Here is a 14,236-nt window from a genome sequence, read left to right as displayed (position 1 = left end):
CTGCGGGCCGCGCCGTCACGCCGGCGCCGAGGTGCGGATCAGGTGGTCGAACGCGCTCAGCGCGGCCTTGGCGCCTTCGCCGGCGGCGATCACGATCTGCTTGTACGGCGTGATCGTCGCGTCGCCGGCCGCGAACACGCCGGGCACCGAGGTCTGGCCGCGCGCGTCCACGATGATCTCGCCGTGCTTGGACAGCTCCACCGTGCCCTTGAGCCAGTCGGTGTTGGGCACCAGGCCGATCTGGATGAACACGCCCTCCAGGTCCACGCGGTGGCTCTCGCCGCTCGCGCGGTCCTTGTAGACCAGGCCGTCGACCTTCTGCGCGCCGGTGATCTCGGTGGTCTGCGCGTTCACGATGACCTGCACGTTCGCCAGGCTGCGCAGCTTGCGCTGCAGCACCTCGTCGGCGCGCAGCTTGGCATCGAACTCGATCAGCGTGACGTGGCCGACCACGCCGGCCAGGTCGATCGCGGCCTCCACGCCGGAGTTGCCACCGCCGATCACGGCCACGCGCTTGCCCTTGAACAGCGGGCCGTCGCAGTGCGGGCAGTAGGCCACGCCCTTGTTGCGCAGCTCCTGCTCGCCCGGCACGTTGATGTTGCGCCAGCGCGCGCCGGTGGCCAGGATGATGCTGCGGCCCTTCAGCGAGCCGCCGTTGGCCAGCTTCACCTCGACCAGGCCGTCGCCCGGCACCAGCGCCTCGGCGCGCTGCAGGTTCATGATGTCCACGTCGTAGGCCTTGACGTGCTCCTCGAGCGCGACCGCGAACTTCGGCCCCTCGGTCTCCTTGATCGAGATGTAGTTCTCGATACCCATGGTGTCCAGCACCTGGCCGCCGAAGCGCTCGGCCACCACGCCGGTGCGGATGCCCTTGCGCGCCGCGTACACGGCCGCCGCCGCGCCGGCCGGGCCGCCGCCGACGATCAGCACGTCGTAGGGCGCGCGCGCCGTCAGCCGGGCGGCCTCGCGCTGGGCCGCGCCCTTGTCGAGCTTGCCGACGATCTCCTCCAGCTCCATGCGGCCCTGGCCGAACGAGGTGCCGTTCAGGAACACCGTCGGCACGGCCATGATCTGGCGCTCCTCGACCTCGGCCTGGAACAGCGCGCCGTCGATCGCGGTGTGGGTGATGTTCGGGTTCAGCACGGCCATCAGGTTCAGCGCCTGCACCACGTCCGGGCAGTTCTGGCAGGACTGCGAGAAGTAGGTCTCGAAGTGGAACTCGCCCTCCAGGTTCCTCACCTGGTCCTGCACCTCCTGCGGCGCCTTGGACGGATGGCCGCCGACCTGCAGCAGCGCCAGCACCAGCGAGGTGAACTCGTGGCCCAGCGGCAGGCCGGCGAAGCGCAGGCCGGTGTTCACACCGGGGTTGGTGATCAGGAACGAGGGCTTGCGCTCGCCGTCGTCGCTGCGCTCGACCAGCGTGATCTTGTCGGTCAGGCCCACGATGTCGGCCAGCAGCGAACGCAGTTCGCCGGACGCCGCGCTCTCGTCCAGCGAGGCGACGATCTCGATGGGCTGGCTCACCCGTTCCAGGTAGGCCTTCAGTTGCGTCTTGAGGTTGGCATCCAGCATGATTGTCAATTCCTATCAGTCAGTTAAATTCAATAGCCATGATCGGCGGGCTTCAAAAAAAGCCCGGGCATGCCCAGGCTTTCTTCACGCGGCCGCGCTCAGATCTTGCCGACCAGGTCGAGCGAGGGGGCCAGCGTCTTGGCGCCCTCTTCCCACTTGGCGGGGCAGACTTCGCCGGGGTGCGAGGCCACGTACTGGGCGGCCTTGACCTTGCGCAGCAGGTCGGCGGCGTTGCGGCCGATGCCTTCGGCCGTGATTTCCACGGCCTGGATCACGCCCTGCGGATCGACGATGAAGGTGCCGCGGTCGGCCAGGCCCTGGCCGGGGCGCAGCACTTCGAAGTTGTTGCTGATTTCCCAGGTCGGGTCGCCCAGCATCGTGTACTTGATCTTCTTGATCGTGTCGGAGGCGTCGTGCCAGGCCTTGTGCACGAAGTGCGTGTCGGTGGACACGGAATACACCTCGACGCCCAGCTTCTGCAGTTCTTCGTAGTGGTCGGCCACATCGCCCAGTTCGGTCGGGCAGACGAAGGTGAAGTCGGCGGGATAGAAGAAGAACACGGCCCACTTGCCCTTCACGTCGGCGTCGGTCACTTCGATGAACTTGCCGTTCTTGTAGGCCTGGGCTTTGAAGGGCTTGATTTGGGTGTTGATCACGGACATGGTCTTCTTTCCTTGAGAGGGAGGATGGGTGAAGCGAAGCCGTGAGCTTAACTCCGCCGCGCACCATTCGGCCAATGGATTGGCCATATCACCCGGATTGAAAAAGCCAATGCGCGCGCACCGCGAACGCCTATCAGTGTCAGCCGCAGCCACAGCGCGAGCCCGGGGGCATTGGTTGGCGCCGGGGGGCAAGGCCGGGACAATGCCCGCCTTGATCCACGTCACACCAACACAAGAAAGGATTCCCCCATGCAAGGCGACCCCCAAGTCATCACCCACCTGCAGGCCCAGCTGAAGAACGAGCTGACCGCCATCAACCAGTACTTCGTGCACTACCGCATGCTCAAGCACTGGGGGCTGCCCCGGCTGGCCAAGAAGGAGTACGCGGAGTCCATCGGCGAGATGAAGCATGCCGACAAGCTGATGGACCGCATCTTCATGCTCGACGGCCTGCCGAACCTGCAGGACCTGGGCAAGCTGATGGTCGGCGAGGACGTGCCCGAGATCCTGGACTGCGACCTGAAGATGGAATATGCCGCCCAGGCGACGATCAAGGACGGCATCGCCCACTGCGAGAGCGTGCGCGACTACGTCTCGCGCGACCTGCTGCAGGACATCCTGGACGACACCGAGGAGCACATCGACTTCCTGGAGACCCAGATCGACCTGGTGCAGAAGGTCGGCGTGCAGAACTACCTGCAGAGCCAGATGGGCGACGGCGACTGACCACCGCCGCCCGGCAGCGGGCCGCGCCGTGGCGCGCGAGGCCCGGCTTTACCCAAGCGCCACATTCGCGCAACACAATGCACATCAACGGCGCCGGCAGCGACTGCACACTGCCGGCTTTTCTTCGTCCGCTGTTGCGCACCGATCTTGGCTCCCTCGAACACCACCTCCCCGTGGCCGCGCGTCGCCGGCCTGCTGCTGGCTCTGGCGCTGCTGGCCGGCGGCGCCTACCTCGGCTGGAAACACTGGCTGCAGCCCGCCAATCCGCGTGAGCAATACCAGATCGCCCGCGTGCAGCGCGGCGACCTGGAGGACCTGGTGACGGCCACCGGCACGCTGCAGCCGCGCGACTACGTGGACGTCGGCGCCCAGGTCAGCGGCCAGCTCAAGAAGATCCACGTGGAGATCGGCTCCATCGTCCAGCAGGGCGACCTGCTGGCCGAGATCGACCCGACGGTGCTGCTGGCCAACGTGGACGCCGGCCGCGCCAACCTGCGCAGCCTGCAGGCCACGCTGCTGGTGCGCGAGGCCGCCCTGGTGCTGGCGCGCGACCAGCACCAGCGCCAGAAGAACCTGATGGCGGCCGACGCCACGACCACCGAGGCGCTGCGCACGGCCGAGAACAACCTGCGCTCGGCCGAGGCCCAGCTGGCCGCGCAGAAGGCCTCGATCGAGCAGACCCAGTCCACGCTGCGCGCCAGCGAGGCCAACCTGAACTACGCACGGATCTATGCGCCGATCTCCGGCGCCGTGGTCTCGATCACGGCACGCCAGGGCCAGACGCTGAACGCCAACCAGTCCGCCCCCATCCTGCTGCGCGTGGCCGACCTGTCGACGATGACGGTGCAGACCCAGGTGTCCGAGGCCGACGTCGGCAAGCTGCGCGTGGGCATGCCGGTGTATTTCACGACGCTCGGCAGCCAGGGGCAGCGCTGGTACGGGCAGCTGAGCAAGGTCGAGCCCACGCCCACGGTCACCAACAACGTGGTGCTCTACAACGCGCTGTTCGACGTGCCGAACGCCGACCAGCGGCTGATGACCTCGATGACCGCGCAGGTGTTCTTCATCGCCGCGCAGGCGCGCGACGCATTGCTGGTGCCGGCCGCCGCCGTGCAGAGCCAGCCGCGCGGGCCGCGGCGCCCGGCCGCCCCCGGCAGCGCGGCGGGGCCGGCCGCCACGGCCGCCTCCGCGGCGGGCGCGCAGGCGCCGGGCGCCCCGGCACAGGCACAGGCACAGGCACAGGCACCGGACCGCGAGCGCCTGCGGGCCGAGATCGCCCAGATGGACGAGGCGCAGCGCCGCGTCTTCTTCGAGCAGCGCCGCCGCGAGCGCGAGGCCGGCGGCACGCCTGCCGCGGAGGCGGCCGAGCCGGCCGGCCGCGGCCGGTTGGCCGGCCCGGCCGGGCCGGCCCAGCGCGGCCCGCGCCAGGCCACGGTGCGCGTGATCGACGCCGCGGGCCAGGTGGAGGAGCGCCGCGTCGAGGTCGGCATCAGCAACCGCGTGCAGGTGCAGGTCCTCGCCGGGCTGGACGAGGGCGACGAGGTGATCGCCGGCCAGCGCCTGCCGACGGCCGGCGCCTCGGGCGCGCGCGGTGGCGGAACGGGGCAGCAGCGCTCCGGCCTGCAGGGCGGCGCGCCGATGATGCCCCCCGGAGGCCCGCGCTGATGAAGCGCGCCGAGGACCCGGCGCTCACGCCGCCCGCCGCGGCCGTCCCGCCGGGCGCGCCGCTGATCGCGCTCGAGGGCGTCACCAAGACCTACGCCAACGGCGACCTGTCGGTGCAGGTGCTGCACGGGATCGACCTGACGATCCGCGAAGGCGAGTTCGTCGCCATCATGGGTGCGTCCGGATCGGGCAAGTCCACGCTGATGAACATCCTGGGCTGCCTGGACCGGCCGACCACGGGCTGCTATCGCTTCCTGGGCCGCGACGTCTCGCGCCTGGACCGCGACGAGCTGGCGCTGCTGCGCCGCGACGACTTCGGCTTCGTGTTCCAGAGCTACCACCTGATCGCGACCGCCAGCGCCGCCGAGAACGTGGAGGTGCCGGCCATGTACTCCGGCATGCCGGCCGCCGAGCGCCATGCGCGCGCGCTGCAGCTGCTGGACGGCCTGGGCCTGGGCGACCGCCACCACCACCGGCCCAACCAGCTCTCCGGCGGCCAGCAGCAGCGCGTGTCGATCGCCCGCGCGCTGATGAACGGCGGGCGCATCATCCTGGCCGACGAGCCCACCGGCGCGCTGGACAGCAAGAGCGGCGCCGACGTGATGGCGCTGCTGGCCGAGCTGTCGGCCCAGGGCCACACGGTGATCCTGATCACGCACGCGCGCGAGGTGGCCGACCACGCGCACCGGCTGATCGAGATCAAGGACGGCCGCATCCTGTCCGACAGCGGCCGGGCCGACCGGTCGCCGCAGGACACCGCGTTCGCGCCGCAGCCGCACCGGGGCGGCGGCACCTTCGTCGGCGACGTGGTCGAGGCCGCCAAGATGGCGCTGCGCTCGCTGCGCGCCAACGTCTTCCGCTCGGTGCTGACGCTGCTGGGCATCGTGATCGGCGTGGGCTCGGTGATCGCGATGCTGGCCATCGGCGACGGCGCCAAGCAGGCCGTGATCGACCGCATCAGCGCCATGGGCTCGAACCTGCTGCTGGTGCGCCCGGGCGCGCCGAACCAGCGCGGCTTCAACAGCACGGCCACGCTGGTGCTGCCCGACGTGCAGGCCATCGACGCCGTGCCCAACGTGCTGGCCGCCGTGCCCGAGCAGTCCAGCAGCGTGACGGTGCGCCACGGCAGCGCGGACTACAGCACCAGCGTGACCGGCACCTCGTCCAAGTTCCCGCTGGCGCGCCAGTGGCCGGTGGCGCGCGGCACCTTCTTCAGCGCCGACGACGAGGAGAACTACGCCACCGTGGCGGTGCTCGGCCAGACGGTGGCCCATGCGCTGTTCGCCGACGGCGCCGACCCGCTCGGCCAGTACATCCTGGTCAACAACCTGATCTTCCAGGTCATCGGCGTGATGTCCGAGCGCGGCGCCTCGCCCATGGGCAGCGACCAGGACGACGTGGTGTTCGTGCCCTACGCGACGAGCAGCCTGCGCCTGTCGGGCCAGCGCTTCCTGCGCAACGTGACGGTGGCAGTGGACGACGTCTCGCGCATCGACGCCACGCAGGCCGACGTGGAACGGCTGCTGCTGGAGCGCCACGGCGTGGTCGATTTCCAGATCCGCAACATGGCCTCGATCCTGGAGGCCAGCGCGCAGACGCAGAACACCATGACCATCCTGCTGGGCTCGATCGCCGCGATCTCGCTGCTGGTCGGCGGCATCGGCGTGATGAACATCATGCTGGTGTCGGTGACCGAGCGCACGCGCGAGATCGGCATCCGCATGGCCACCGGCGCGCGCGAGCGCAACATCCTGCAGCAGTTCCTGATCGAGGCGGTGGTGGTCTCGGCGCTGGGCGGCGCCATCGGCGTGGTCGGCGGCCTGGTGACGGCGGCGGTCATCGAGGCCCTGGGCACGCCGATCCGGTATTCGCCGGCCCCGGTGCTGCTGGCCTTCGGCTGCGCCTTCGCCACCGGCCTGGTGTTCGGCTGGCTGCCGGCGCGCAAGGCGGCGCGGCTCGATCCGGTGGTGGCCCTGTCTTCCGAATGAAAGCGCTCTCCATGACTGCCCTGCCCTTCCCGCGCGGTGCCGCCGCCGTGCTGCTGACGCTGCTGGCCGCCGGCTGCGCCATGCCGCCGGCGCAGCCGCCGCGCCAGGCGCCGGTGCTGCCGGCCGGCTTTTCCGAGGCGCCGGCCGGCGTGCAGGCGCTGCAGCCGGACTGGTGGAACACCTTCGACGCGCCAGAGCTGGCGGTGCTGATCGACGAGGCGCTGGCCGGCAGCGCGGACCTGGCGATCGCGGCCGAGCGCGTGCGCCAGGCGGAGCTGGCGGTACGCAGCGCCGGCGCCTCGCTGTTCCCCGCGCTGTCCGGCGGCGCCAGCACGGGCGAGCGCTACAGCGATCCCCCGGGCAGCGGCGGCAGCAGCGCGGGCAGCAGCGGCCTGTCGCTGTCGGCCAGCTACGAGATCGACCTGTGGGGCCGGCTCGCGGCCGGCGTGGACAGCGCCCGGGCGTCGCTGGCGGCCAGCCGCTACGACGAGCAAAGCGCCCGCCTGTCGGTCACGAGCGCCGTGGCCAACGCCTATTTCCAGGTGCTGGCGCTGCGCGTGCGGCTGGCCATCGCGCAGGAGAACCTGGCGATCGCCGAGCGCGTGTTCAAGGTCGTGCAGGCGCGCTACGACAACGGCGCGGCCTCGGCGCTGGACCTGTCGCGCCAGCAGACCACGGTGCTGAGCCAGCGCGCGGCCATCGAGCCGCTGCAGGTACAGCAGCGCCAGACGCTGACGGCGCTGGCGCTGCTGCTGGGCCGCGCGCCGCAGGGCTTCGCCGTCGCCGGCATGCCGCTGGACGCGTTGAGCGTGCCGGCCGTGGCGCCCGGCCTGCCGTCCGAACTGCTGCTGCGCCGGCCCGACCTGGCCGCCGCGGAGGCCGCGCTGCAGGCGGCCGACGCCAACGTGGCCGCCGCGCGCGCGGCGCTGCTGCCCAGCATCCAGCTGTCGGGCTCGGCCGGCCTGGCCAGCACGGCGCTGCTGTCGCTGGCCAACCCGACCTTCAGCCTGGGACTCACCGGCTCCATCGCGCAGACGCTGTTCGACGGCGGCCGGCTGCGCAACCAGGTGCTGACCAGCGAATCGCAGCGGCGCGTGCTGGTCGAGAGCTACCGCGCGGCCATCCACGCCGCGCTGAAGGAGGTCGAGGACAGCCTGTCCAGCATCGCCCGCAACCGCCACCAGGAACAGGCGCAGCAGGCGATCCGCGACGAGGCCCGGCGCTCGCTGCAGCTGGCCGAGCTGCGCTACCGCGAGGGCGTGGACGACCTGCTGAGCATGCTGGACGCCCAGCGCACGCTGTTCTCGGCGCAGGACAGCCTGGCGCAGCAGCGGCTGGCGCGGCTGACATCGGCCGTGGACCTCTACAAGGCGCTGGGCGGAGGCTGGATGCGGCCCGACTCCTGAGAAGGGGTGAACGAACCGCGCTCACCCACGCGCGGCCCGATGACCGCCTGCTTCTCGCACCACGCGTGCTCCACGGGCCTCGCCCTGTGGGCCGGGATGCGCCAGGCCGCATGCGGGCGTTGCAGTCCTCGCCCTGGCAGTCCTCGCCCTGGCATCAGCCAGGGCGGCGGCTTGCGCCTACGCCCGCGGCCAGCCGCATCCCGTCGGGGATGCGATCGATTCATCCACGCCTTCTGAGTGGGTTCGAGCCGGTTCGTTGCGATTACGCAACGGATCACTGGAATCATCTAATGAGAATAATTACCATCCGCCGGCCGAACGCCGCCGATGGCAGGCGGTCGCGCACGCCCTAGCCCGCCACCGCTCTCCCGGCCTGCTTCCACGCCGCGCCGATCTGCGCCAGCCAGCCATGGACCCCCATGCAGATCCAACGGAGGGAGCACCCATGTCCTACATCAAGAGCCGCAAGCATCCGCGCGCCGGCAACGCCGCGGCCGCCACGCTGGTCGCCATCGCCCTGCCCGTCGCCGCCCAGACCACGCCCACCCAGAGCGCCGGAACGCTGCGCGAGGTCCAGGTCCAGGCCAGTCCGGACGACTACAAGCCCGAGCGGGCCAGTTCGCCCAAGTTCACCCAGCCGCTGGTAGACACGCCGCAGACCGTGACCGTCATCAAGAAGGAAGTGCTGCAGGACCAGGCCGCCACGACCTTGACCGACGCGCTGCGCAACACGCCCGGCATCACGCTGCAGATGGGCGAGAACGGCAACACCGCCACCGGCGATGCCGTGTTCATGCGCGGCTTCGACACGGCCGGCAGCATCTTCGTGGACGGCATCCGCGACGTGGGCAGCATCTCGCGCGACGTGTTCAACATCGAGCAGGTCGAGATCGTCAAGGGGCCGGCCGGCACCGACATCGGCCGCGGCTCGCCGACCGGCTACATCAACCTGCAGAGCAAGGTCCCGTTCGCCGAGAACGACGCCAACGCCTCGGTCAGCCTGGGCAGCGGCGACCACAAGCGCGCCACGCTGGACCTGAACCGCAAGCTGAACGAATCGGGCTCCGCCGCCGTGCGCCTGAACCTGATGGCGCAGGACAGCGGCGTCGTCGACCGCGACGAGGTCAAGAACAAGCGCTGGGGCTTCGCGCCCTCGCTGGCGCTGGGCCTGAACACGCCGACGCGGGCGTATTTCTCGTACCTGCACATGAACCAGCGCAACCGGCCGGACGGCGGCTACCCGACCCTCGGGCTGCCGGGCTACTACCTCAGCGCCATCGGCGGCAACGCCGCCCCGGTGGACAAGAGCAACTTCTACGGCTGGGCTTCCGACCACGACAACGTGGACGCCGACATGTTCACGGCGCGGGTCGAGCACGACCTGGCGCCCGGCGTCACGCTGCGCAACATCACGCGCTGGGGCCGCACCAAGCAGGACCAGGTGCTGACCGGCGTGTTCGGCAGCGGGATCGATCCGGTCGACCTCGCCGACCCGTCGACCTGGCTGATCCGCGTGCTGCCCCAGGGCAAGCTGCAGCGCAACGAGGTGCTCGCCAACCAGACCAACGTCACCGCGGACCTGACGCTGGGCGGGCTGCAGCACAGCTTCAGCGGCGGACTCGAACTGTCGCGGGAGAAGCAGTCGACGGGCAGCAGGGCGGCTCCCTCCGGCAACTACTGGGTCAACCTGTACCACCCGGACATCAACCGCCCCGCGGTGCCGGTGACCGCGACCGGCGCCCGCACCGCGGGCGAGGTCACGACCACCGCGCTGTACCTGTTCGACACCATCAAGCTCAGCCCGGCCTGGCAGATCAACGGCGGGCTGCGCTGGGAGCACTACCGCACCGAGTACCTGAGCCTGCCGGCGACCGGCAGCACGACCGCGGCGACCAGCCTGTCGGACTCCGACAACCTGTTCACCGGCAAGGTCGGCCTGGTCTACAAGCCCGCGCCGAACGGCAGCATCTATGCGGCGTACGCGACCTCGGCCAAGCCGCCCGGCAGTGACTTCGCGCTGTCCGGCACGGCCGGCAACTCCAACAATCCGAACATGGACCCGCAGAAGGCCCGGACCGTGGAACTGGGCACCAAGTGGGACGTGCTGGACAACCGCCTGGCGCTGACGGCGGCCCTGTTCCGCACCGAGAACACCAACGAGCTGGGCGTCGCCGACCCGGTGACCGGCGCCATCGACCAGTTCGGCAAGACCCGCGTGCAGGGCCTCGAACTCAGCGCGATCGGCGAGATCACCCCGGCCTGGCAGATCATCGCCGGCCTGGCCAGCACCAGCGCCAAGATCCTGGAAGGCTCGCGCACCGGCACCACCACCGGGGCCACGGTCCGCTACTCGCCCAAGCTGACGGCCACGCTGTGGTCGACCTACAAGCTGCCGTTCGGGCTGACCGTGGGCGGCGGCGCGCGCTACGTGGACACGCAGGCCCGCTCCACCACGACGGCGGCCGTCGCGTTCTTCCCCCAGATCCCGAGCTACACGGTGCTGGACGCGATGCTGGGCTACCAGGTCAACAAGAACCTGTCGCTGCAGCTGAACGTCTACAACCTGACCGACAAGTTCTACCTGGCGCGCGTGAACAACGCCGGCAACCGCGCCACGGTGGGCACGCCGCGCTCGGCGGTGCTGACGGCCAAGCTGCAGTTCTGACCGCAGGCGCCGCGCCATGCTGCTGCACGTCCCGCAAGTACTGCACGCGCAGGCCGTGCGCGACATGCGCGCGGCGCTGGACGCCGCCGACTGGGTGGACGGCCGCGCGACGGCCGGCGCCCAGGGTGCCGGCGTCAAGCACAACCAGCAGCTGGCGGCCGACAGCCCGCTGGCGCGCACGCTGGGGCGGCAGGTGCTGCAGGCGCTGGCGCGCAGCAGCCTGTTCCGCGCGGCGGCCCTGCCCCAGCGCTTCGTGCCGCCGCTGTTCAACCGCTACCAGGGCGGCGGCCGCTACGGCATGCACGTGGACGGCGCGGTCCAGGTGCTGCCCGACGGCGAGAACCTACGCACCGATCTGTCCTGCACGCTGTTCCTGACCGACCCGCAGGACTACGACGGCGGCGAACTGGTGGTCGCCGACACCTACGGCACGCACGAGGTGAAGCTGCCGGCCGGCGACCTGATCCTGTACCCGTCCACCAGCCTGCACCGCGTGGAGCCGGTCACGCGCGGCGCCCGCGTCAGCTGCTTCTTCTGGCTGCAGAGCATGGTGCGGGACGACGGCCAGCGCAGCATGCTGCTCGAACTCGACCAGGCCCTCCAGAAGCTGCGCGCGCGCCACGGCGACTCCGAAGAAATCCTCGCGCTGACGGCCCTCTACCACAATCTGCTCCGGGCCTGGGCGCTCACCTGAAGTCCCCCACCGGCGAGAAAGGCCGCCGGCGTGTCGGACATTGTTGATGAATGCGAGGAGTTCGTATTTATAATCGACCCCCTCAAGCCCTCCATCAGCAGCCAGCCCCCACCCACCTTCGCCACCATGATCGTCTGCGTGTGCAACCGGGTCTCCGACCGTGAAATCGTCCGCCATGTGCGGGCCGGTCTGAGCTTCGACGACATCCAGCTCGAGCTGGGTGTGGCCACGCAATGCGGCCGGTGCGAAGGGTGCGCGCGCGATGTCGTCGAACAGTGCAGTCGCCTGCACCCGGTCGCGGCACTGCACAGCGCCATCGGACCGGATGACCGCGGCCTCGACGCCCCGATCCCCCAGCACGCCAGCGGCATCCAGGAAAGCATGGCATGGAACTCCTCTCGCTCGGCGGCAGCCTGATCCTCGTGGTCGGGTCGGCCTGGTGGATCTTTCGGAGCTAGGTCCGCCCCGCCCTGATGCTCGCCCCGAGGCGCCCGCGTGGCGCCCGCTTCGGTATTTGCCTCCTCATCCATGGCCTCCAGCACCTATCCACCCCCCAGTGGCCTGAGCCGCAACACTGTCATCGTCGGCAGCGTGATCGCCTTGCACGCGGCCGCGCTGTGGGCGCTCCAGAACGGCCTGCTCCAGCGCGCCGTCGAAGTGATCGTCCCGGTCGAGATCCTGTCGCAGTTCGTCGAGCCGCCCCGGCCGACGCCGCCTCCACCGCCGCCCGTCCCCGCGCCGCCGCAGCAGCAGGTCAAGAAGCCGGAAGTCAGGCCCAAGCCGCCCAAGCTGCCGCCCGCGCCGCAGCCGATGGCGATCAAGGACCCGACGCCGGCACCCGCGGCGCCCGTCGGCGTGGTCGAACCGCCGGCGCCGCTGCCGCCGATCGAGCAGCCGGTGGCGCCAGCCCCCCCTGCCCCGCCGCCGCCGGCACCGCCGGCGCCGCCGCAGATCCAGATGCCGTCCAGCAGCGCCAGCTACCTGCAGAACCCGAGCCCGGTCTACCCGGCCATCAGCCGCCGCCTCGGCGAGCAGGGCAAGGTCATCGTGCGCGTGCTGATCGGCACCAACGGCCAGCCCGAGCGCGCCGAGGTCAAGCGCTCCAGCGGCTTCGAGCGGCTGGACCGCGCGGCCCTCGACTACGTGATGAAGTGCCGCTACGTGCCCGGCAAGGTCAACGGGGTGGTCCAGGCCATGTGGTACGAGGCCCCGGTCAACTACGTTCTCGAATAACGCTTTTTTTCTATTTCTGGGAGTAACGCATGGATACGCATTTCGGCCTCGCCAACGTCTGGCACCAGGGGGACATCGTGACCAGGGCGGTGGCGGTGCTGCTGCTCGGCATGTCGCTGGCCTCGTGGATCGTGATTCTGATCAAGGCGCTGGACATCGTCCGCTACAAGAAGATGGCCCGCCGGGCCGAGGGCTTCTGGCACAGCGAGGACTTCGCGACTGGCCTGTCCAAGCTCGGCAAGGACCCGTCCAACCCGTTCCTGCGCCTGGCCGAGGAAGGCCGCGAGGCCACCGCCCACCATCGCAACACCAAGGCGCATCTGCACGACAGCCTGGACATCAGCGACTGGATCACGCGCGCGCTGCGCAACAGCATCGATGCCTCGAGCGCCCGCATGCAGTCGGGCCTGGCGATCCTGGCGTCGGTGGGCTCCACGGCGCCGTTCGTGGGCCTGTTCGGCACGGTGTGGGGCATCTACCACGCGCTGGTGGCGATCGGCATGTCGGGCCAGTCCACGATCGACAAGGTCGCGGGCCCGATCGGCGAGGCCCTGATCATGACCGCGCTGGGCCTGGCCGTGGCCATTCCGGCCGTGCTCGGCTACAACGCGCTGGTGCGCGGCAACAAGTACGTGCTGAACAAGCTCAACAGCTTCGCGCACGAGATGCATGCCTACTTCGTGACGGGCGCGCGCGTGCAGTCCGGGCAGTCCGCGACGATCGTGGCGATGAAGAAGGGAAGCTGAAATGGCCTTCGGCACCCAGGACGATACCGACGATGTGATGAACGAGATCAACATGACGCCCCTGGTGGACGTCATGCTGGTGCTGCTGATCATCTTCATCATCACGATCCCGGTCATGAAGCACGCCGTCAACATCGACCTGCCGCGTGCCACCAGCGACCCGGAGGATGCGAAGCCCGAGACCATCCGCCTGTCGGTGGCGGCCGACGGCGGCTACTACTGGAACGAGACCCGCATCACGGACGAGGAACTGCTGCCGCGCCTGCAGGCCGAGGGCGCGCGCGAGCCGCAGCCCGAGCTGCACATCCGCGGCGACCGCGAGGTCCGCTACGAACGCGTGGCCCAGGCCATGTCCGCCGCCCGCCAGGCCGGCGTGCGCAAGATCGGCTTCATCACCGAGCCACAACCCTGACCGTGGAGGGGGCATAAAAAATTTTTTGCCCCTTCTCTTGACTTTTAATTGCGAATCGTTATCATTCATACATCGCAAGTTGATCAAGGACCCCGCACCATGCACGCTGCCACCTCGACCCTGATGCCTGCCGGCCCTGCCATGCAACGCTTCTCGACGGCCGACATGCAGCGCCTCGGCGCGGCGAACGGGCTATCGCTGGAAAGCCATGAACTGCTGCGCGGCCACAAGGCCGTGGAGATCAAGCACAACGGCGCGGTCTACCGCCTGCAGACCACCAAGCTGGGCAAGCTGATCCTGACCAAATAGGTTTCATCGTGGGGCGACTCCAAGACTGATCTCAGTCTCCAAGGGTCGTTTTTGCTAGCCAACGGGCTTGCCCGACTAGCCAAGCACTTTTTTCCCACGCCAGAACGACAAAGCCGGCCACCTTGGGCCGGCTTTGTGCTTTCTGCGCGACGCAGACG

Annotated in this window: 13 protein-coding genes; 11 read left to right on the top strand and 2 right to left on the bottom strand. The window is 69.7% G+C overall.

Annotation, left to right across the window (positions count from 1 at the left end; all coding sequences use genetic code 11):
- Positions 1 to 15 precede the first annotated feature (15 nt).
- A complete protein-coding gene (ahpF, locus tag QM782_RS12500; protein WP_415203235.1) occupies positions 16 to 1,572 on the bottom strand; it encodes an alkyl hydroperoxide reductase subunit F in 1,557 nt (518 codons plus the stop codon).
- Positions 1,573 to 1,670: 98 nt separating this feature from the next.
- On the bottom strand, positions 1,671 to 2,234 hold the full coding sequence (gene ahpC / locus QM782_RS12495) for an alkyl hydroperoxide reductase subunit C (protein ID WP_415203234.1): 564 nt from the start codon (positions 2,232 to 2,234) through the stop codon (positions 1,671 to 1,673).
- A gap of 249 nt (positions 2,235 to 2,483) precedes the next feature.
- On the opposite strand from ahpC, the gene bfr reads away from it, so the two are divergent.
- From bfr to hemP, 11 genes are all read left to right on the top strand, one after another.
- A complete protein-coding gene (gene bfr, locus QM782_RS12490; RefSeq protein WP_415203233.1) occupies positions 2,484 to 2,960 on the top strand; it encodes a bacterioferritin in 477 nt (158 codons plus the stop codon).
- 147 nt (positions 2,961 to 3,107) lie between these two features.
- Positions 3,108 to 4,625 (top strand): efflux RND transporter periplasmic adaptor subunit, encoded by a 1,518-nt coding sequence (locus tag QM782_RS12485; protein ID WP_415203232.1) that lies wholly within the window; start codon positions 3,108 to 3,110, stop codon positions 4,623 to 4,625.
- Complete coding sequence (locus tag QM782_RS12480) at positions 4,625 to 6,613, top strand: MacB family efflux pump subunit (protein WP_415203231.1); 1,989 nt, start codon at positions 4,625 to 4,627, stop codon at positions 6,611 to 6,613. The genes QM782_RS12485 and QM782_RS12480 overlap by 1 nt, the downstream gene beginning before the upstream one ends.
- 11 nt (positions 6,614 to 6,624) lie before the next feature.
- On the top strand, positions 6,625 to 8,019 hold the full coding sequence (locus QM782_RS12475) for an efflux transporter outer membrane subunit (protein ID WP_415203230.1): 1,395 nt from the start codon (positions 6,625 to 6,627) through the stop codon (positions 8,017 to 8,019).
- Between the two features lie 445 nt (positions 8,020 to 8,464).
- Positions 8,465 to 10,684 carry a catecholate siderophore receptor Fiu gene (locus QM782_RS12470; protein WP_415203229.1) on the top strand — a complete coding sequence of 740 codons (2,220 nt, stop codon included), beginning with the start codon at positions 8,465 to 8,467 and terminating at the stop codon, positions 10,682 to 10,684.
- 16 nt (positions 10,685 to 10,700) lie between these two features.
- On the top strand, positions 10,701 to 11,378 hold the full coding sequence (locus tag QM782_RS12465; protein ID WP_415203228.1) for a Fe2+-dependent dioxygenase: 678 nt from the start codon (positions 10,701 to 10,703) through the stop codon (positions 11,376 to 11,378).
- A gap of 126 nt (positions 11,379 to 11,504) precedes the next feature.
- Positions 11,505 to 11,795: a bacterioferritin-associated ferredoxin gene (locus QM782_RS12460; protein WP_415205641.1), complete on the top strand. Its 291-nt coding sequence runs from the start codon at positions 11,505 to 11,507 to the stop codon at positions 11,793 to 11,795.
- Between the two features lie 111 nt (positions 11,796 to 11,906).
- Entirely contained in the window at positions 11,907 to 12,611 is a 705-nt protein-coding gene (locus QM782_RS12455) for an energy transducer TonB (RefSeq protein ID WP_415203227.1), read from the top strand.
- A gap of 29 nt (positions 12,612 to 12,640) precedes the next feature.
- Positions 12,641 to 13,357, top strand: a complete 717-nt coding sequence (locus QM782_RS12450; RefSeq protein ID WP_415203226.1) for a MotA/TolQ/ExbB proton channel family protein — start codon at positions 12,641 to 12,643, stop codon at positions 13,355 to 13,357.
- Between the two features lies 1 nt (position 13,358).
- The gene (locus tag QM782_RS12445) at positions 13,359 to 13,769 is read left to right on the top strand and encodes an ExbD/TolR family protein (RefSeq protein WP_415203225.1); all 411 of its coding nucleotides are present in this window, start codon (positions 13,359 to 13,361) and stop codon (positions 13,767 to 13,769) included.
- A gap of 141 nt (positions 13,770 to 13,910) precedes the next feature.
- Entirely contained in the window at positions 13,911 to 14,078 is a 168-nt protein-coding gene (hemP, locus tag QM782_RS12440; protein WP_415205640.1) for a hemin uptake protein HemP, read from the top strand.
- Positions 14,079 to 14,236: the final 158 nt, after the last annotated feature.

This window comes from Pseudorhodoferax sp. (assembly GCF_047601025.1).
Classification (GTDB): domain Bacteria; phylum Pseudomonadota; class Gammaproteobacteria; order Burkholderiales; family Burkholderiaceae_C; genus Pseudorhodoferax.
Note: the sequence above shows the minus strand (reverse complement) of the source record. Positions and strands in the feature narration are given on the sequence as shown.

Coding starts and splice junctions, on each gene's coding strand:
- QM782_RS12475 (WP_415203230.1), top strand. CDS start 6,625: ATGACTGCCCTGCCCTTCCCGCGCGGTGCCGCCGCCGTGCTGCTGACG.
- QM782_RS12450 (WP_415203226.1), top strand. CDS start 12,641: ATGGATACGCATTTCGGCCTCGCCAACGTCTGGCACCAGGGGGACATC.
- hemP (WP_415205640.1), top strand. CDS start 13,911: ATGCAACGCTTCTCGACGGCCGACATGCAGCGCCTCGGCGCGGCGAAC.
- ahpC (WP_415203234.1), bottom strand. CDS start 2,234: ATGTCCGTGATCAACACCCAAATCAAGCCCTTCAAAGCCCAGGCCTAC.
- QM782_RS12465 (WP_415203228.1), top strand. CDS start 10,701: ATGCTGCTGCACGTCCCGCAAGTACTGCACGCGCAGGCCGTGCGCGAC.
- QM782_RS12460 (WP_415205641.1), top strand. CDS start 11,505: ATGATCGTCTGCGTGTGCAACCGGGTCTCCGACCGTGAAATCGTCCGC.
- bfr (WP_415203233.1), top strand. CDS start 2,484: ATGCAAGGCGACCCCCAAGTCATCACCCACCTGCAGGCCCAGCTGAAG.
- QM782_RS12480 (WP_415203231.1), top strand. CDS start 4,625: ATGAAGCGCGCCGAGGACCCGGCGCTCACGCCGCCCGCCGCGGCCGTC.
- QM782_RS12445 (WP_415203225.1), top strand. CDS start 13,359: ATGGCCTTCGGCACCCAGGACGATACCGACGATGTGATGAACGAGATC.
- ahpF (WP_415203235.1), bottom strand. CDS start 1,572: ATGCTGGATGCCAACCTCAAGACGCAACTGAAGGCCTACCTGGAACGG.
- QM782_RS12470 (WP_415203229.1), top strand. CDS start 8,465: ATGTCCTACATCAAGAGCCGCAAGCATCCGCGCGCCGGCAACGCCGCG.
- QM782_RS12455 (WP_415203227.1), top strand. CDS start 11,907: ATGGCCTCCAGCACCTATCCACCCCCCAGTGGCCTGAGCCGCAACACT.